Source organism: Humibacter antri, assembly GCF_054777235.1.
Map to the genome: position 1 here is coordinate 52,200 of NZ_BAAHAW010000005.1, position 17,741 is coordinate 69,940.

The 17,741-nt window shown below is 67.3% G+C and carries 16 protein-coding genes; 9 read left to right on the forward strand and 7 right to left on the reverse strand.

Annotated elements, in window-relative coordinates; all coding sequences use genetic code 11:
* Positions 1-39 precede the first annotated feature (39 nt).
* On the reverse strand, positions 40-849 hold the full coding sequence (gene qcrC / locus ACYVDK_RS03080; protein WP_460517793.1) for a cytochrome bc1 complex diheme cytochrome c subunit: 810 nt from the start codon (positions 847-849) through the stop codon (positions 40-42).
* 22 nt (positions 850-871) lie between these two features.
* Complete coding sequence (ctaE, locus tag ACYVDK_RS03085) at positions 872-1,510, reverse strand: cytochrome c oxidase subunit 3 (protein ID WP_460517796.1); 639 nt, start codon at positions 1,508-1,510, stop codon at positions 872-874.
* A 76-nt stretch (positions 1,511-1,586) separates the two neighbouring features.
* Between ctaE and trpD the strand changes: the two genes are divergently transcribed.
* Genes trpD through dhaM form a run of 4 tightly spaced genes read left to right on the forward strand, consistent with a single transcriptional unit; the run spans position 1,587 to position 5,069 of the window.
* Positions 1,587-2,636, forward strand: coding sequence for an anthranilate phosphoribosyltransferase (gene trpD / locus ACYVDK_RS03090; protein WP_460517798.1), 1,050 nt, complete (start codon positions 1,587-1,589; stop codon positions 2,634-2,636).
* Positions 2,637-2,664: 28 nt separating this feature from the next.
* Positions 2,665-3,663 carry a dihydroxyacetone kinase subunit DhaK gene (gene dhaK, locus ACYVDK_RS03095; protein WP_460517800.1) on the forward strand — a complete coding sequence of 333 codons (999 nt, stop codon included), beginning with the start codon at positions 2,665-2,667 and terminating at the stop codon, positions 3,661-3,663.
* A gap of 51 nt (positions 3,664-3,714) precedes the next feature.
* Positions 3,715-4,368 (forward strand): dihydroxyacetone kinase subunit DhaL, encoded by a 654-nt coding sequence (dhaL, locus tag ACYVDK_RS03100; RefSeq protein ID WP_460517802.1) that lies wholly within the window; start codon positions 3,715-3,717, stop codon positions 4,366-4,368.
* On the forward strand, positions 4,365-5,069 hold the full coding sequence (dhaM, locus tag ACYVDK_RS03105) for a dihydroxyacetone kinase phosphoryl donor subunit DhaM (protein ID WP_460517804.1): 705 nt from the start codon (positions 4,365-4,367) through the stop codon (positions 5,067-5,069). Before dhaL ends, dhaM begins: the two co-directional genes overlap by 4 nt.
* A gap of 317 nt (positions 5,070-5,386) precedes the next feature.
* Here dhaM and ACYVDK_RS03110 read toward each other — a convergent pair whose 3' ends face one another.
* Entirely contained in the window at positions 5,387-6,577 is a 1,191-nt protein-coding gene (locus tag ACYVDK_RS03110; protein ID WP_460517806.1) for a hypothetical protein, read from the reverse strand.
* A gap of 385 nt (positions 6,578-6,962) precedes the next feature.
* Here ACYVDK_RS03110 and ACYVDK_RS03115 point away from each other — a divergent pair, with 385 nt between their 5' ends.
* The gene (locus tag ACYVDK_RS03115; protein ID WP_460517808.1) at positions 6,963-7,517 is read left to right on the forward strand and encodes an HdeD family acid-resistance protein; all 555 of its coding nucleotides are present in this window, start codon (positions 6,963-6,965) and stop codon (positions 7,515-7,517) included.
* Between the two features lie 77 nt (positions 7,518-7,594).
* Here the strand turns inward: ACYVDK_RS03115 and ACYVDK_RS03120 are convergent, their stop codons facing one another.
* Complete coding sequence (locus tag ACYVDK_RS03120) at positions 7,595-9,652, reverse strand: S9 family peptidase (protein ID WP_460517811.1); 2,058 nt, start codon at positions 9,650-9,652, stop codon at positions 7,595-7,597.
* Positions 9,653-9,656: 4 nt separating this feature from the next.
* Positions 9,657-10,424: an SDR family oxidoreductase gene (locus ACYVDK_RS03125; RefSeq protein WP_460517813.1), complete on the reverse strand. Its 768-nt coding sequence runs from the start codon at positions 10,422-10,424 to the stop codon at positions 9,657-9,659.
* A 180-nt stretch (positions 10,425-10,604) separates the two neighbouring features.
* On the opposite strand from ACYVDK_RS03125, the gene ACYVDK_RS03130 reads away from it, so the two are divergent.
* The 4 genes from ACYVDK_RS03130 (at position 10,605) to ACYVDK_RS03145 (ending at position 13,556) form a co-directional block, all read left to right on the forward strand.
* Positions 10,605-11,087, forward strand: a complete 483-nt coding sequence (locus ACYVDK_RS03130) for an NfeD family protein (protein ID WP_460517815.1) — start codon at positions 10,605-10,607, stop codon at positions 11,085-11,087.
* On the forward strand, positions 11,084-12,229 hold the full coding sequence (locus ACYVDK_RS03135) for an SPFH domain-containing protein (RefSeq protein WP_460517817.1): 1,146 nt from the start codon (positions 11,084-11,086) through the stop codon (positions 12,227-12,229). Before ACYVDK_RS03130 ends, ACYVDK_RS03135 begins: the two co-directional genes overlap by 4 nt.
* A 42-nt stretch (positions 12,230-12,271) precedes the next feature.
* Positions 12,272-13,066, forward strand: a complete 795-nt coding sequence (locus ACYVDK_RS03140) for a PI-PLC domain-containing protein (RefSeq protein ID WP_460517820.1) — start codon at positions 12,272-12,274, stop codon at positions 13,064-13,066.
* 124 nt (positions 13,067-13,190) lie between these two features.
* Positions 13,191-13,556 carry an RNA polymerase-binding protein RbpA gene (locus ACYVDK_RS03145; protein WP_460517823.1) on the forward strand — a complete coding sequence of 122 codons (366 nt, stop codon included), beginning with the start codon at positions 13,191-13,193 and terminating at the stop codon, positions 13,554-13,556.
* Positions 13,557-13,669: 113 nt separating this feature from the next.
* Here ACYVDK_RS03145 and lnt read toward each other — a convergent pair whose 3' ends face one another.
* Together lnt and ACYVDK_RS03155 are read right to left on the reverse strand one after the other, a co-directional pair.
* Positions 13,670-15,256: an apolipoprotein N-acyltransferase gene (gene lnt / locus ACYVDK_RS03150; RefSeq protein WP_460518133.1), complete on the reverse strand. Its 1,587-nt coding sequence runs from the start codon at positions 15,254-15,256 to the stop codon at positions 13,670-13,672.
* A gap of 55 nt (positions 15,257-15,311) precedes the next feature.
* Positions 15,312-17,741 (reverse strand): DEAD/DEAH box helicase, encoded by a 2,430-nt coding sequence (locus tag ACYVDK_RS03155; RefSeq protein ID WP_460517826.1) that lies wholly within the window; start codon positions 17,739-17,741, stop codon positions 15,312-15,314.

Here is a 17,741-nt window from a genome sequence, read left to right on the forward strand (position 1 = left end):
TGCTCTCCTTCTTGCGCTCGTCTGCGAACCGCGGGCGCATCAGTTCGACTTCGCTGTGATCCAGACCGTCAGAGCGACGATCGAACCGAGGCCGAAGATCCAGATGAACAGGCCCTCGGCGACGGGGCCGAGCGATCCGAGTTCGAAACCACCGGGGGAGGGGTTGTTCTGGATGAAGTTCAGATAGGTGATGATGTCTTTCTTGCCCTCGGGGGTGATGTTCCGGTTGTTGAACACCGGCATGTTCTGCGGGCCGGTCACCATCGCCTCGTAGATGTGCGTCGGAGTGACGCCACGCAGCGGGGGCGCGTACTTGCCCTCGGTGAGCGCGCCGCCGGCACCCGCAACGTTGTGGCACATCGCGCAGTTCACGCGGAACAGCTGCGCACCCTTTGCAGCGTCGCCATTCGGATCTGTGACGTCCGAACCGGGGATGCCTGGCCCGGGAGCAAGAGAAGCCACATACGCGGCGAGCTGGTCGATCTCATGCTGACCGAACTGCGGCGGCTTCTCCTCGGCCTGCGGCCCCTGCATGGCCATGGGCATGCGGCCGGTGCCCACCTGGAAGTCGACGGCGGCTGCGCCGACGCCGATGAGGCTTGGAGCATCGGCAGTGCCCTGGGCTTCGAGGCCATGGCAGCTGGCGCAGTTGGCCTGGAACAGCCGCTTGCCCGCGCCGATATCGCTCTGGCTGGATGCCGTGGCATCGGCGCTCGAGCCCGTCGCGTTGAACGCGGCGTAGGCGCCACCCGTCAGACCCAGCCCGATCGCGATGAGTGCGACGGTGGCCAGCGGATGCCGGCGTGCGCCCTTGCGATTGCGAGCCGTCTTGTGCGTTGTCTCCCGCATTGAGGTGCCCTGCTCCTGATCTCTATTTGAGGACGTAGATGACCAGGAAGAGCCCGATCCAGACGACGTCGACGAAGTGCCAGTAGTACGAGACGACGATGGAACTCGTCGCCTCCTTGTCTCCGAACCTCCGCACCGAGAACGCGCGGCCGATCACGAAGAGCATCGCGATGAGGCCGCCGGTGACGTGCAGGGCGTGGAAGCCCGTGGTGAGGTAGAACACCGAACCGTAGGCATTCGCGTTGATCGAGACGCCCTCGCCGATGAGGCCGGCGTACTCGACGACCTGGCCGGCGACGAAGATGGCCCCCAGGGCGTAACTGAGCGTGAACCACTCGGCCATGCCCCACTGGCGCGGGCTAGGGCCGGTGGCGCGGGCCTGGAATCGCTCTGCGGCGAAGACTCCGAACTGGCAGGTGAACGAGCTGGCGACCAGGATGAGCGTGTTCGTCAGTGCGTACGGAACGTTGAGGTGAGGCGTCTCGGCGGCCCACAGCTGCGGCGACGTCGAGCGCAGCGTGAAGTAGATCGCGAACAGGCCGGCGAAGAACATCACCTCGCTGCCCAGCCAGACGATGGTCCCGACGGCTACCACGTTGGGGCGGTTGATCGTCGGCGCCGTAACCGATGGAGAAATCGAGGTGCTCGTCACGTGTCCCATTATGGCCGATTTCGAGGACCGGTTTTCGCAATCGTCCGCCGAATGGAGCGGATTGCGATCCTCTAATATCGCCTATATGGCGGAAACCCGGACCTGGCCGACGATCATCTCGACCGTGCTCGAGGGTGAACACCTCAGCGTGGCCGACGCGGCCTGGGCGATGGAACAGGTCATGACGGGCGAGGCGACGGATGCTCAACTCGCCGGATTCCTGGTCGCGTTGCGCACCAAGGGAGAGACCGTCGACGAGATCGTCGGGTTCCGCGACGCGATCCTGGAGCACGCGGTGCCGCTGCCGCTGGATCCGATGGCGCTCGACATCGTCGGAACGGGAGGCGATCGTTACGGCACCGTGAACGTCTCCACGACGGCTTCGATCGTGGCTGCGGGGGCCGGGGTTCCGGTGATCAAGCACGGCAATCGGGCGGCGAGTTCGCAATCGGGCTCCTCGGACGTGCTGTCCGCGCTCGGGCTGGACCTGGCGCTGCCCGCCGATCGCGTGGCCGAAGTGTTCGAACGTGCGGGCATCACTTTCGCCTTCGCATCGCTCTTCCATCCCGGGTATGGGAACGCAGCAGCCGTGCGTCGTGAGCTGGGCATCCCGACCGTCTTCAATATCCTCGGCCCGCTGATCAACCCGGCTCGCCCGGAGGCGTCCGCTGTCGGCGTGGCACAACTGGATCGGGTTCCGCTCATCGTCGGCGTCTTCCAGACCCGTGGGGCGACCGCCCTGGTGTTCCGTGGCGACGACGGCCTCGACGAGCTCTCCACGACCGGCCACAGCCATGTGTGGGAGATCTCGCGCGGCCTTGTGACAGAGCACGACATCGACCCGCGGGAGCTGGGCATCCCGCGAGCCCGCATCGACGACCTGAAGGGCGGGGACGCCGCCCACAACGCCGAAGTGGTGCGCGCAGTCTTGGCGGGGGAGCGAGGGCCGGTTCGCGACATCGTGCTTCTCAACGCCGCTGCGGGCCTCGTCTCGTTCGAATTGGCGACCGATCCGGCCAGCGGGCAGCGCGGCATCCTCGGGCGGTTCGCGGAGAAGATGCGCGTCGCGGCGAATGCGATCGACTCGGGGGCCGCTGCCGCGAAGCTCGAAGAATGGATCGCCGCGTCGCGATAGCGACGTCTGCCGACCGCGGAGGCCGAGCATGAAGAAGCTGGTGAACGACCCTCGGTCGTTCGTGGCAGAGTCGTTGGCCGGCTTCGCCCGTGCTCACGAAGACCTCATACGACTGAACGCGGCACCGGCGTTTGTCGTGCGGTCGCAGCTCGTCCCCGGCAAGGTCGGAATCGTCTCGGGTGGCGGCAGCGGCCACGAGCCGCTCCACATCGGCTTCGTCGGTCGAGGGATGCTGGATGCCGCCGTGCCTGGCGAGGTGTTCACTTCGCCCACTCCCGACCCCATCCTGGCCGCGACGCGGGTGGTGGATCAGGGCGGCGGCGTTCTCTACCTCGTGAAGAATTACACCGGGGATGTGCTCAACTTCGAGACCGCGGCGGAGTTCGCGTCGGCGGAAGGCATCTGCGTACGCACCGTTGTGATCGATGACGATGTGGCGGTGCAGGACTCGGAGTTCACGGCGGGGCGGCGCGGCGTGGCCGGCACCGTGCTGATCGAGAAGATCGTCGGCGCGGCCGCCGAACGCGGCCATGGCATCGACGCGCTCGAGGTGCTGGCGAGGCGACTGGTGGCATCCGTGCGGTCCATGGGCGTGGCGATCGGGGCGCCGACCGTTCCGCACTCGGGCAAGCAGAGTTTCGAACTCGGTGCCGACGAGATCGAATTCGGCATCGGCATCCACGGAGAGCGCGGTCGCGTGCGCCTGCCGATGACCTCGGCCGATGAGCTGGCCGACCGTGTACTGGATGCCGTTCTTGACGATCTGCCCAGAGCACCGGGGGAGCGAGTGATCGTGCTCGTCAACGGGATGGGGGCGACCCCGGTCGCGGAGCTCCACCTCGTGTATCGGCGGGTCGCGGAGAGCCTGGACGCCGCTGGCGTGCGGATCGCGCGGTCGCTGGTCGGCTCGTATGTGACGTCGCTCGACATGGCAGGGTTCTCGGTGACTCTGCTCACGGTGGACGATGACCTTCTCGAGCTCTGGGACGCGCCGGTGCGAACCGCCGCGTTGAGCTGGGGAATGTGAGCGCACGGTGAACAAGATTGTCTATGTACGAAGGGCGGGCGAGTCTTGCAGATGGGAACGGGTGATGGCGGCATGACGCTGGACACCGCATGGGCGATGAGGTGGTTGGCGCGTGCAGCGGACGCGATCGGCGATCGGGCGAGTGAGCTGAATGAACTGGACCGGGCGATCGGCGACGGCGACCATGGCGAGAACATGAACCGGGGGTTCGTTGCCGTTCGCACGTCCCTGGGCGACCTCGTGGACGACGCCGCTCCGTCGGACGTTCTGCGCGCGGCTGCGATGAAACTCATCTCGTCGGTCGGGGGAGCGGCCGGGCCGTTGTACGGGACCGCGCTCCTTCGCGCGTCCGAAGCGGTCTCCGGTCGCGCCCAGTTGAGTGCATCCGATGTCGTGCAGCTGATCGAAGCGGCACTGGCCGGAATCGAGGAGCGCGGTCACGCGTCACCCGGTGACAAGACGATGGCGGATGCCTGGGCTGCAGCCGCCCGGTCGGCACGTGACGCCGAAGCCGCAGGAGATGATGCACGCGGCGTTCTGGCGGCGGCGGCGATGGGCGCCGCGGAGGGCGCGGCATCCACTGACGAGCTGCTCCCGCACAAGGGACGAGCGAGTTATCTGGGAGAGCGGGCCGTCGGTCACCGCGACCCGGGCGCGGTGTCGAGTGCGATCATCCTGACGGCCGCGGCGGAAGCGGCGTCATGAGCGTCATGCAGGCCAACCCGCTGGTGGGAATGGTCATCGTCTCGCACAGCGATCTGATCGCGCGCGGCGTGGTCGACCTGGCCGCTGAAATGGGACCCGACGTGACTGTGATCGCCGCGGGGGGCACGGCGGACGGACGCCTTGGAACGGATGTCGAGCGCGTGATGACGGCCATCCGCGATGCCGACAGGGGCGCCGGCGTCGTCGTGTTGTCGGATCTGGGTTCCGCTGTGCTGAGCGCGGAGGCGGCGATCGATCTTCTCGGACCGGATTGGGCCGCGCGTACGGTCGTCGCGCAGGGCCCGCTCGTCGAGGGGGCCGTGGCCGCTGCTGTGTCGTCGCAGACGGGGGAGGGGCTGCGAGATGTCGCGCAAGCGGCGGCCGCATCGATACCCCCGACCGGCACCGTTCCTGCGATCCGCGGGTACGTTCGCACAGCCACGCTGATCAATCCGGACGGTCTGCATGCGCGTCCGGCGGCGGAGTTCGTCAAGCTCGCAGCCCGCTTAGGGCAGAGGGTGACGGTGAACGGCAAGGATGCCCGCAGCCTCCTGAGCATCCTGTCCCTGGGGTTGACGAAGGGCGCGACGGTAGAGATCGCGGCGGAGGATGCGAAGGGAAAGGACGCCGTCGACCGACTGGCTGCACTCGTCGAATCGGGATTCTCCGCCGGAAGCGGTTCTGACGGAAAGAGCGGGTAGCGCTCGCTCCGATCACCGAAGACGCTGGGCAGGTCGGTGTGCAAGTCGTATGAATGTCGCTCCCGGCGCATGCCCGACCGGCGGTTGGGACGGCGGTCGACGAGTGCCACCCGGTCGATCATGACCAGCTGACCTGCACGATCGCGCGGCCGTGCTGCACGCTGACGTGAGGGCGACAGCCGTCGCGCGCGCGGCTGCGGTCGGTACGTTCCTGCCTGGTTGATCCGATGGCGCCGAGGAGGCATGTGTGTGGCCGCTGCGGGACGTGATCCGGCTTGATGGTGATTTCGGGCACGTCGCGGTGAGGGCGCGGACGATCATCTGGGATTCTTGCTCGTTCGACGGCGGGTGGTCCGATTCGGCACGGCGGTCGTGAAGATCCATTCGGGCCTCATGTGCTCGAACACGGTGTGATAGATGGGCGCAAGCGAGTTGTTCGGAGCGAGGCGCCGTGTCGAGACGATCGTTTCGTGTGCCGCGCTCGAGAAGCCCAGCGCCCACTGCACCCACGCCAGAGCGCACATCGACCACGCCCTGTCAGGAAGGGGCCCGTGTGCGATCGCGCGCCCGAGCAGGACGGCACCGGCGCGCAACCGATCGGGTGATGGAGTGTCCCGCGTCTGTCCCGTCAGGAGGTCTGCCAGTCGCCGGCTCCGCGGACTCCGGGCTCCGCGCTCAGACTGTTCCATCAAAATGTCGTTGGGTTCGCAGCCGGCGTTGGCTGCGGCTTCACGCACCGCAAGTGTGCCGGACCAGGACAGGGCGCCCGTTGCACGGCCGAACGCGATCTGCAGCACCGTCCGGTCGACGGCACCCTCGGAGTCGATCTGAGCGATGAGCCGCGCCAACGTCAGTGCGGATACTGTGCCCGGGTCGTCTTCGAGCGCGCTCTCGAGGAAGTCCACCGGATCATGTTGCGTGGCCGGTCGCAGCCGCCCGAACGCGTCACGCTCAGACTGGTCGATGTGTCGATCGAGCAGGATGGCGCCGACCCGCTGAGCGAGTTCCGCGTCGGTCTCAGGCGTAGTGAGTGCCGCGTCGGCTTGTGCCTCGAACGGGATCTGTTTCGTCTGCGCTTCGATCTCCGACAGTGGGCGGGGAGTTGCGAGGTCGCCTTCGAAGTACGGCAGCCAACCGTCACCGGTGACGATGGCGGCATCGTTGATGGGGTACCCGGACTGGCGCAGTCGTTCGAGGATGATGCCGAAGCAGTCGTACCATAGCGGGCCGACCTCGCGGAATGACTCATCTCGGTAGACCGCGACCGATACGCCATCGCAGTCGTCGAGTTTCGAGAGTGTTCCGAGCGCGGCCGATGCGAGCGTTCGCGCGTCGGTCGGGGAGGGCGACGGCCCGGTGCCGATGCGCAGTGCTCGCGACGTCTGCTTTCCCGCGAACGGTGCAATGACGAGGCTGTTGCGCACAGGCATACCGGCGAGGACTGGTAGTAATGCGAGCAGGTCCGCTGTGGATGAGAGCTTGACGATGGGTGTCGTGCTGGTTGACATGCCTCCCATCGTGTTTGCTTGCGGTCGAGCCTTGGAGCGTGAGAACGCGATCTGGGGATAACTTGGTCGATCCTGGTGCGAGGAATGGTCGGGCAGGGGAGACTGACGACAAGAGTCAAACTGACATAATGTGCATTATCGGTCAACAATTTGATCGAGCGGAGGGGTGGCCAGCGTCGATTGCGCCCAGCCGATCGACGACCCGGCGCTCACTGTGCTTCCTCGTGCTGATCCGGGTCTCACGCGTGACCGTTCCCCGAGGAGTCCGTGCTTGCGCACCGTGACACGATTCGGGTGATTTGCCGCGAATGAACCACGAATCGGCGACACCCGCGGCTAGGCTCGCGGAAAAGCTCACAGCTTTCTCACAGGAGAGGTAGTGTCCATGTCCGCTGAAAGTCCCGCCGCGAAAACCGCGGTGAACGGCATCCGCACGGCGTTCGGAGTCGGCGGCCTCGTCGCGCTCATCGTCGGCATCATCATCCTGGTTTGGCCGGGCCACGCCGCCGTCGCACTGACTGCAGTGATCGCCGCATACGCGATCATCGGCGGGCTGGTCTATGCCGGGCTCGGGATCTTCTCCAAGACGATGGGCGGTTGGGCGCGAGTCGGCCACATCATCCTTGGCATCGTGTTCATCATTGCCGGCATCATCGCGTTCACACAGCTCTCGCACACCGCCGTGTGGCTCGCGATCTTCCTCGGCATCCTGGTCGGCATCATGTGGATCGTCGAGGGGATCGTCGCGCTCACCGCGCTGGGAACCTCCACGTCTCGGGGATGGTCGCTGTTCTTCGCGATCCTGAGCATCATCGCCGGCATCATCCTGCTGTTCTCCCCACTGTGGGGAGCCGTCGTGCTCTGGTGGCTGCTGGGCATCTCGCTCGTCGTGCTGGGCATCATCCAGATCGTGCGGGCGTTCACCTTCAAGACCGCGTGACGTAGTCCGCGAAAGGAAGAAGGCGCCGGCCCCTCGAGGGTCGGCGCCTTCTTCCTGATGTGTGGGTCTAAGGAGGGTCACCCGACGGGCTCAGGCAGATCCGGCGGAACGCTGTTGCGCGCGCTCGGCAGGTGCCGCGCCCACCACCCGAGGATGATCTCGAACCTCTGAACGCGATGCCTCGGCCGACCCGAGCGGCTGAGCTCGTGATCCTCCCCGGGGAACACCACGAGCTCGGTCTCCACCCCGCCGCGCTTCAGCGAGGCGAAATAGCGCTCCGCCTGGCTGAGTGGACAGCGCAGGTCGTTCTCCGAATGCATGACGAGCGTCGGGGTGCGCACGTCGCCGACGTGTGCCTGCGGGCTCTGAGCGGCAACACGCTCGGGGTCGACGCCGTTGTACTCGTCGCCGAAGAACGATCCGATGTCGCTCGTGCCGAAGAAGAACCGTGGGTCGAGGTAACCGCGCTCGACGATGGCGCCGGCGAACCGATGGTCGTGAGCGATCGTCCACGCCGTGAGGTAACCGCCATACGAGCCGCCGAGAATCCCGACCCGATCGCCGTCAAGTTCGGGATGCGCCGCTACCGCGGCGTCCAAGAAGTCGAGCACGTCGTTGAGGTCGACGGTGCCCATGCGGTCCTTGATCGCGCGCCCGTGCTCCTGCCCGTATCCGGCTGAGCCCCGTGGGTTGCAGTATGCGACGGCATATCCGCCGTCGGCGTAGACCTGAGACTCGTCGAACAGGTGAACAGAGTACTGGGCGTAGGGCCCGCCGTGGATGTTGAGGAGCACCGGGTGCGGCCCTTCCCCCTCCGGCAGCACCACCCAACCGTGCACGGGGTAGCCGTCGCGGCCGGTCGTCTCGATCTCGATCGGCGTGCGGATGCCTGTTGCCCGCACCTCGGAAGAGAAATCAGTGAGTACGCGAACGGGGTGGTCAGTCGTGTGCTCGTCTTCGCGTTGCGCGACGTCGATGACTGCAAGGTCTCCGAACGTCGAGTCGGACTGGAACGAGAGTGCGACGGTCTGGCCCGCCGACGCCGCGCCGGTCACCTCCCTGTCGTCCGTCAGCGTGGTGACCGCTCCGTCGCGTCCAACCGCCAGCAGCGTTACGCGGCCCCGTTCCGTGTTGCGCACGAGGGCTCCGTGCGGCGACAACACCACGTCGCTTCCGCTCAGATCGATGGTCTCGTCGTCGGTCAGACGGTGTGGCTGCTCCCCCGCCGATTCCACCAGGTACAGACCGTAGTTCCGGGCGACGAAGTCCCGCCCGGACTCCCCCACGTCTTGTGCGACGAAATACAGTGCTCCATCCGCCCCGACGGCGACTGCTCCGGCGTTCTCGCCGAGGGAGAGATCCGCCTCCGGCCCCACCACGGTGATGGACTCTCCGCCATCGACGGACACCAGAGTGAGGATGGAGCGCAGGTCGTCGTCGGCGCCCGGATGCCCGTCGGAGACCACCGCCACATGGCGGCCGTCGGCGGTGAACACGATAGCGCCGTGTTCCGCGTCGTCGCTCGTCAACGCGCACGGCTCGGCCACCACAGGACGCTCCTGCGCCGGACCGTCGGCGGATGCCACCGGCTGCACGATCGGTGCGGCAGACAGGTCGGGTGCGCGCACGACGAAGGCTTGCGTGCGACGATCGCGCATCCAACCGACACCGTTCGCCGAGTAGCGGTACGTGGTGATGCGACGCGGCGGCTCGGCGCCGGCGTCGACACCCTCGACCGTGCCGTAACGGCCGTACTCCGGCTCGCGCGAGACGAACGCGATGCTGGACCCGTCGGGCGACCAGGTGAACTCCGTGACGCCCAGCTTGCGGTCCGTGACTCGGATCGGCTCGCCCCCCGCCGTGGCCATGACGTGCAGCTGTGCCGGTCTGCCGGGTTCCGCGCGGAGGAACCCGATGGCCGAGCCACCCGGCGAGAACTGCGGTGCCGCATCGCGAAATCCTCGAGTGATGCGCCTGGGCGGGGCGCTCCCCTTCATGTCCACCGACCAGAGCTGCCCGACGTAGGAGTCGGCGTCGAGGCCAGGGCTCGCCGTGGCCACGACGGCCGTGCCGCCGTCAGGGCTCAGCGTCGGGCGTGAGACGGAGACGAGGCGGGCGATGTCGTCGGCCTTCACGCGATCAGGCCTCTTCGCCGAAGTCGCTGACGTCGCCGATCAGGCGGGTGTGGTCGTCGGGGACCGGGTCGATGGCCGCCTGCGCCACCTCCGCTGCGAACTCGCTCACGTTGTACAGGCGGCCCGCCGCCTCCTTGCGCTGCTGGATGGCACCCGGGTTCGCTCGCTCGAGGAGTGTGGCGGTGATGGTGCCCTCGATCATGTCGCCGGAGACGACGACGAAGCCGATGCCCCGCGCATCCAGCTCCGGGAGGAGCTCGCGCAACGCGTCTTCGCCCGCCCTCTTACTCAGGGCGACGGGCTCGTACTCCGGCATGGTCGGCGTGCTGCGGATGAAGTGCGCCTGGTGACTGGTGACGAAGACCACGCGGGCCCCTTCGCCGAGCAGCGGCAGCGCCGCCTTCAGCACGTTCACCTGGGCGTCGCGATTCAGCTTGAGTGCGTAGTCCGCCTCCATGCCGGACTCCATGCCGCCGGAGGCGTTGAGTACGAGGATGTCGAGACCGCCGAGGTCTCGCCGCACCGTCTCGAACATGGCTGCGACGGAGTCCGTGTCGGTGAGATCGGCGCCGACCACGATCGCGGTACCGCCGGATACGTGGATCGAGTCCGCGAGCTTGCGCGCCCGCGCCTCTTTGTTTCGGTAGTTGATCACGACGCTCGCGCCCGCCTCGGCGAAGTAACCGACGGTGTCGGCGCCGATACCGCGTGAGGAACCGGTCACGAGGGCTCGCTTTCCGGACAGTGACGACGGGGCGAGAGGGTTGCTCACGATGAAGATCTCCTTGTGCTGCCAATGGCGCTGTACGGCCCTCACGAAGGGGCACCAGGACAGTATCTCAGGCGACTCGATGCGGAACCGTGCCGTGAACAGCGAGCCCGACCGCGCCTTCGCGAGGCCCCGGCCCCATGCTGGTAGCGTCTGATCGAGCGCGAAGGGAGCGTGTGCGACATGGACGTCGTTTCGTCTTACGCCTGGATCGCCTGGCTCGTGCTGATTCTCGTGTTCGTGATCGTCGAGATGCTCTCGCTGGACTTCGTGTTCCTCATGCTCGCGATCGGCTCCCTCGGTGGCCTGATCAGCGGGCTGTTCGGATTTCCGTGGTGGGCGCAGTTGATCGTCGCCGCGGTGCTCTCGATCCTCCTGCTCTTCTTGCTGCGGCCCCCTTTGCTGCACGCCCTTCGCCGAGGAGGCGACCCGGCGCGCAGCAATGTCGCCGCGCTGCTCGGCCAGGAGGGTCGGGTGGTGCAGTCGTTCGGCAGTGACGGCAAGGGGCTGGTGCGACTCGCCAACGGCGAGGTCTGGACGTCGCGGCTCGCCGGCGGCGAGGCATCCGATGCGGTGCGCCATGTCGAGCCGGGCGAGGTCGTGCTCGTCACCGCCATCGAAGGGGCGACGGCCGTCGTCGTGCCCACAGGGGGAACCGCCTCATGAACTCAGTAGAAGGGCTCGTCGTGCAGATCATCATCGGGATCATCGTTCTGATCATCCTGATCTTCGTGCTTGTCACACTGTTCAGAGCGATCCGGATCGTGCCGCAGGCCAGGGCAGGCGTGGTCGAGCGATTGGGTCGTTATCACAAGACACTCCTGCCCGGCCTCAACCTGCTCGTCCCGTTCGTCGATCGGCTCCGACCCCTGATCGACTTGCGCGAGCAGGTGGTGAGCTTCCCGCCGCAGCCCGTGATCACGGAGGACAACCTTGTCGTGTCCATCGACACGGTCGTCTACTTCCAGGTGACGGATGCCCGTGCCGCCACGTATGAGATAACCAACTATCTCAACGCGGTCGAACAGCTCACCACGACTACCCTGCGTAACGTCGTGGGCGGTCTGAACCTCGAAGAGACGCTCACCAGCCGCGACAACATAAACAGCCAACTGCGCACCGTTCTCGACGAGTCGACCGGCAAATGGGGCATCAGGGTGAGTCGTGTCGAGCTCAAGGCGATCGATCCGCCGGTCTCCATCCAGGACTCGATGGAGAAGCAGATGCGCGCAGAGCGCGACCGTCGCGCACTCATCCTCACCGCGGAGGGCACGAAGCAATCGGCGATCCTCACGGCGGAGGGCACGAAGCAGGCGGCGATCCTCAACGCGGAGGGTTCGGCACGCGCTGCTGTGCTGAACGCCGAAGGCCAGGCGAAGGCGATCGATACGGTTTTCACTGCCATCCACGAGGGCCGGCCGGACAATCTTCTGCTGGCCTACCAGTACTTGCAGACGCTGCCCAAGATCGCCGAGGGGGCGTCCAACAAGCTGTGGTTCATCCCGAGCGAATTCACCGAGGCGCTGCGCAGTATCAGCGACGGCTTCGCGACGCGTGGGTCGGGCAACCCGCTCAGTTCCCTCTTCCCGCAGGCCGCGGGCTCCCCTCCTGCAGCTGCCGAGAAGTCAGATGATGACTCGGTGCTGACCGACGAGTCGACCGCGGCCGCTGTCGCGGCGGCGGAGCAGGAAGTCGCAAAGGCCGAAGACACGGCGGCATCCGCGCTACCGCAGTCCGCAGTCTCACCTGCGTCGGTCGAAGACCAGCCGGACGGTGCCGGTCCTACTGCCGGCGGTCACGCGAAGTAGGGCGAGAGCGCGGCGGCGAGTCGAGAGGTGCAGGCCGGACCGATGCCGGACCCGACACGCTACTTCGATGGCGCCCCGCCGCGCGTGATCGCCCACCGGGGGCTGGCACTGCACGCGCCCGAGAACACGCTCGACGCATTCCGGGCGGCGCTCGAGAAGGGCGCGGACATTCTGGAGACCGACGTGCACGCCAGCGCCGACGGCGTCGCCGTGATCTGCCACGACGACGATCTCTCGCGCATTGCCGGCCTGCGGGTGCCGGTAGAGCAGCTGCCGTGGGAGCGCCTCCGCGAGCTGCCCCTGGTGGGCGGCGGCACCCTCACCACGCTGGAGACCGCGCTCGCCCGCTTTCCCGACGCCCGGTTCAACATCGACGTCAAGACCGATGCCGCACTCACCCCTACGATCAGGGCGATCCGAGATGCCGCAGCCGCGCGCCGCGTGCTCGTCACCTCGTTCCAGCAGCACCGCCGTCGGCGCGCGGTGCGAGGCCTTCCAGGCGCGGCGACGTCAGCCTCGACCCCAGGCGTCGTGCTCTGCCTCATCGGAGCGCGGCTGCATCTCTCCCCCCTCGTACGTCTGGCTCTACGTGCCGTCGATGCGGTACAGGTTCCGCCCCGACGCGGAGCGGTCACCGTGGTCTCCCCCGGGTTCGTGCGCGCCGTGCACAGAGCGGGAAGAGAGGTGCACGTGTGGACGATCGACGATCCGGAGGAGATGCGCGAGCTGCTCGCCCTCGGAGTGGACGGCATCGTGACCGACCGATGCGATCTTCTTCGGGACGTGCTGCGTGCCGGCACGGCGAACGACCTGCGTCGACCTCCCGGTGCGACATAGGACTTCGTGAGACCCTGAACGAAGAAAATCCCTGAAAGGAGGCTGAATCTCCGGATGCGCCGGGCAGAGAATGCCCAGCTTGACGGTTTATAAGTGTGGAGGCACCGCGAGAGGAGACCACACAATGGCAGATCGCAGCTTGCGCGGCATGAGACTCGGTGCTCAGAGCCTGCAGAGCGAAGAGGGCGTGACGTTCTCAGCCCGAACCATGTACAACTACAAGTGCTCGAACTGCGACCGTGAGACGGAGGTCGTGTTCGCCGCGGACGCCGAAGCTCCCGAGACATGGGAGTGCAAGTACTGCGGCCACGAGGCGACCCTGCTCGTGAACGACGCGCCCGTCGAGGTGGACCGTTCCGACGTGAAGGCACCCCGCAGCCACTGGGACATGCTGCTCGAGCGTCGCACCCGTGCAGAACTGGAGGAGCTCCTGGAGGAGCGACTCGCCTACCTGCGCGCACGTCGTGGGGAGCACAAGATCGGCGCCTGAGGCGCCGTGACGGGCCGGGCCGGGCCCGGACGGATGGTGACGCAGCCTGCTCAGGCAGGCTGCGTTTTCGTGTGTGTGCGTTTTCGTGTGTGCCGCGCCAGCCCGGCCGGGTACTACTGGCCGGCCGAGCGGCGACGCCGCGTGCGCGACGTCGTGGCCGCGGCGACCACCAGGCCGCCGAGCCCCAGACCGCACGCCAGCACCTCGAAGGCGCGACTGAGCAGGGTCGCGGGCGTCGTGGTGGTGCCGAGCGGAACATCCGCCAGCATCGCGCCTGGCTTGTACGCGGGGATCTGCGCGATCGTGCGTCCGCTCGGATCGATGATCTGACTCGTACCGACCGTGGAGATGTTCACGAGGCTCCGGCCGGTCTCCACCGCGCGCAGCCGCGCGATCGCGAGTTGCTGCATGTTCTCCTTCGTGCGGCCGAAGTCGGCGTTGTTGGTCTGAGCCAGGATGACCTGGGCACCGCCGTTCATCATGTCGGTCGTGAGCTGATCGTCGACGATGTCGAAGCAGATGGAGATGCCGGCCTTCACCCCGTTCACGTCGAACACGTTGCCGCGCGTTCCAGGCGTGTACTGACGGCCGATGAGGCTGAGAAGGCTCGGTGCGAACGGCATCCAGAACGAGCGATCGGGCACGTACTCGCCGAACGGCACGGGGTGTCTCTTGTCGTAGATGGCGACGGCGCCCTTGCCGGCCTTCCAGAGCAGTGACGAGTTGTAGTACTTGCCGTGCCGATGCGTGATCGTGCCGACGATCATCGGGGCGTTCAACTGCGTGCTGAGGTTGTCGAGCACCGCGGCGGACGACCAGTCCCTGGTCGGATCGATGTCGGCACTGCCCTCGGGCCAGACGACCATGTCGACACGCTTGCCGATCAATGGCCGAGTCGCCGCGATCTGAGCGTTCATCACGTCGCCGGGCTGCGCGCGGTCGAAGTATCCGGCGGGGCCGTTGCCCTGCACTGCCCCGATCCGGGTGCTGCCCGAGGTGGTCGCCGGCCAGAGCGGAACGGCCAGTACGAGCGCGATGGCGGCGACAGCGATGCCGGCCCGGACGCCGGGGCGAGCACCCGCGGCGTCCACCGGTCTCGTGGGCATCCGCGGGAACGGATGCTCACGATAACGCGCGCACTCGATGGCCAGCGCGACGATCCAGACGATGAGAAAGGACACGCCTGAGATGCCGAACCACGCGACGAGGTGCGCGAACGGGCTCTGGGACTGCGAGAGAGCCGCCCGTCCCCAGGCGAAGCCGCCGTATGGCCAGTTGCCTGACAGCCACTCCCTTCCCGTCCACAGGCCTGCCACCACGACCGGGAGAAGCCCGAGCCGCCCGAGTGCGGACGGGAAGGCTCGCGGAACCCAGCGGTAGGCCAGCGTGATCGCCACAGCCCCGAGTGCGAACAACAGCGACTCGAAGACCGACAACGCGATCCACGGCACCGGTCCCAGGTACAGCGCCGTCCACGACACCTGCGTGAGGTAGAAGGCCAGTCCGGACAGGAATCCCACCAGCACGGCACCGCCGACGGAACGCCCGACGAGCGAGGCGAGAACGAGCACCAGCCCGACGAAGGCGAGCGGCCAAACATCGATGGCCGGGAAGGCGCCGTCGTACACCACTCCCCCGCCGGCGCCGAGAATGATCGCCAGCCACAACGGAACAAGCGGACGGGCGGGCGGAGTCACGATGCGAGCATAGGGGACGTGGCCACGGCGCTCGCCGAGAGCCTCAAGTGCTGCCGCGTCAGTTGGGGCCGGCGTATGCCACGATCCCCCGCCGAACGGCGACGAGAGCATCCCTGGCCACGGGCGCGAGCGGGCCGGTGGCGACGCCTGAGAGCTGATCGAGCAGATCGATGACCTGCTTCGCCCAGCGCACGAAGTCGCCGGCGGGCAGGTCCGCCTCGGCCAGCACGGCGGCCAGTGGGCGGCCGGATGCCCACTGGTGCATCGCCACGCAGAGCGCGGTAGCAGGCGGCTCGCTCCCCGACAGCCGGTGCGCCCGCTCCACGTCGTCAAGTCGCGCCCAGAGTTCCTCGGTCTTCTGCAGCGCCTGAAGGAACGCGCCACGCGGCAGGAAACGCTCGGCCGGGTTCGGCTCGTCGCGGCGCGGCTCGAAGACGAGCGCGCAGATCATCGCCGCAAGCCCCGGTGCGTCCAGCTGCGCCCACACGTTCCGTCGCAGGCACTCCGCCACAAGCAGGTCACGTTCTCCGTAGATCCTGCCGAGCACGCGGCCGTGTTGCGTGGGCGAGAGCGAGCCGTCGCGGTCCTCGAGGTAGCCCAGCTCGGCGAGTACCTCGGTCACTCGATCGAAGACGGTGGCGACGGCGCCGGTACGGGTGCGGATCTGGCGGGTGAGGGCATCCATCTCGCGCTTCAGACGCCACCATCGCTCGGCCCAGCGGGCGTGCTGCTCCCGCTCGGCGCATCCGTGGCACGGATGCTTCTTCATCCGTCGTCGCAGATCGGCCAGTTCTCTGCTGCGCGTCTCCCTGGCCGCCGCGCTCTGCGAGCCGGCCTTGGCACCCTTTCGCTCCAGATCGCTGAGTTCGCGCCGCAGTGCGGCGTACTCCGCGAAATCGCCGAGGTGGCACGCCATCGCCCGCTCATAGCCGGCGAGCGATTCCTCCTGTCTGCGTACCGTGCGGGCGAGGTCGACGACCGCTCGGTCGGCCTGGAACTGAGCGAACGACGACTCGAGTATCGCGCGGGTGCGATCCCTGCCGAACTGCGCGATCAGATTGACAGCCATGTTGTACGTCGGGCGGAAGCTCGAGTTCAGCGGGTAGCTGCGCCGTGATGCCAGTGCGGCCACTGCCTGCGGGTCCAGGCCGTCGCGCCACTGGATGACGCAGTGCCCCTCGACGTCGATCCCGCGACGACCCGCCCGCCCGGTCAGCTGCGTGTACTCCCCCGGCGTTATGGGCACCCTGGCCTCACCGTTGAACTTCTCCAGGCGTTCGAGCATGACCGTGCGGGCGGGCATGTTGATGCCGAGCGCAAGCGTCTCGGTGGCGAATACCACCTTGACAAGCTTGCGTCGGAAGAGTTCCTCGACCACCTCTTTGAACGCGGGGAGCAGCCCGGCATGGTGGGCTGCGACGCCGCGCTGCAGGCCTTCCAGCCATTCCCAGTAGCCGAGCACGGCGAGGTCTTCGTCGGCGATCGTGCGGCAGCGCTCCTCGGCCACCTGCCGAATCTGCTCGCGTTCGTGCGCCTCGGTGAGACGGATGCCCGACCGCAGCACCTGCGACACGGCCTGATCGCAGCCGGCCCTGCTGAACACGAACACGATGGCCGGCAGCAGGTTGCGGTCGTCGAGCAGCCGTACGACCTCGGGTCGGTCGAGCCTGTCCATGTCGGGCCTGCCGCGCCCCCGCCGCCTGCCGCGGTCGCTGAACTGGCGGGATCGGGAGGGGCGGCCGCCGAGCCGGGCCATCTGCACCAGTTCCGGATTCACGCGATTCGCCGCGCCTCTGGCGGCCGACTCGAAGAGGTCGAGAAGACGTTGCCGCACGAGCACGTGCTGCTCCAGCGGGACCGGACGGCTCTCGGACACGATCACGTCGGTGTCGCCGCGGACGGCCTGCAACCAGTCGCCGAACTCCTCCGCGTTCGACACCGTCGCCGAGAGCGAGACCAGGCGCACCTCGGGCGGAAGATGAATGATGACCTCTTCCCACACCGCACCGCGGAATCGATCGGCGAGGTAGTGCACCTCGTCCATCACGACGTATGCGAGGTCGGTGAGCAGGCCGGAGTCGGCGTAGAGCATGTTCCGCAGCACCTCGGTGGTCATCACCACCACCCGGGCGCCGGCGTTGACGTTGGTGTCGCCGGTGAGCAGGCCGACGGCATCCGTTCCGTACTCGTCGGCGAACTCCTGGTACTTCTGATTCGACAGCGCCTTCATCGGTGTGGTGTAGAAGACCTTGGCCGTGGGATGCCTCATCGCCAGCGCGACGGCGAACGCCGCCACGATGGTCTTGCCCGCGCCCGTCGGCGCGGCGACCAGCACGCTGTGGCCGTCTTCGAGGCTCGCGCACGCTTCGCGCTGGAAGGGATCGAGGTCGAACCGCTGGTGCTGCCGGAACTCCTCGAGACGTGGATGCCCGACACGGCTCCGCAACGCCGCGAATCGATCGGCGGGCGAGAACTGCTGGTCGATCAT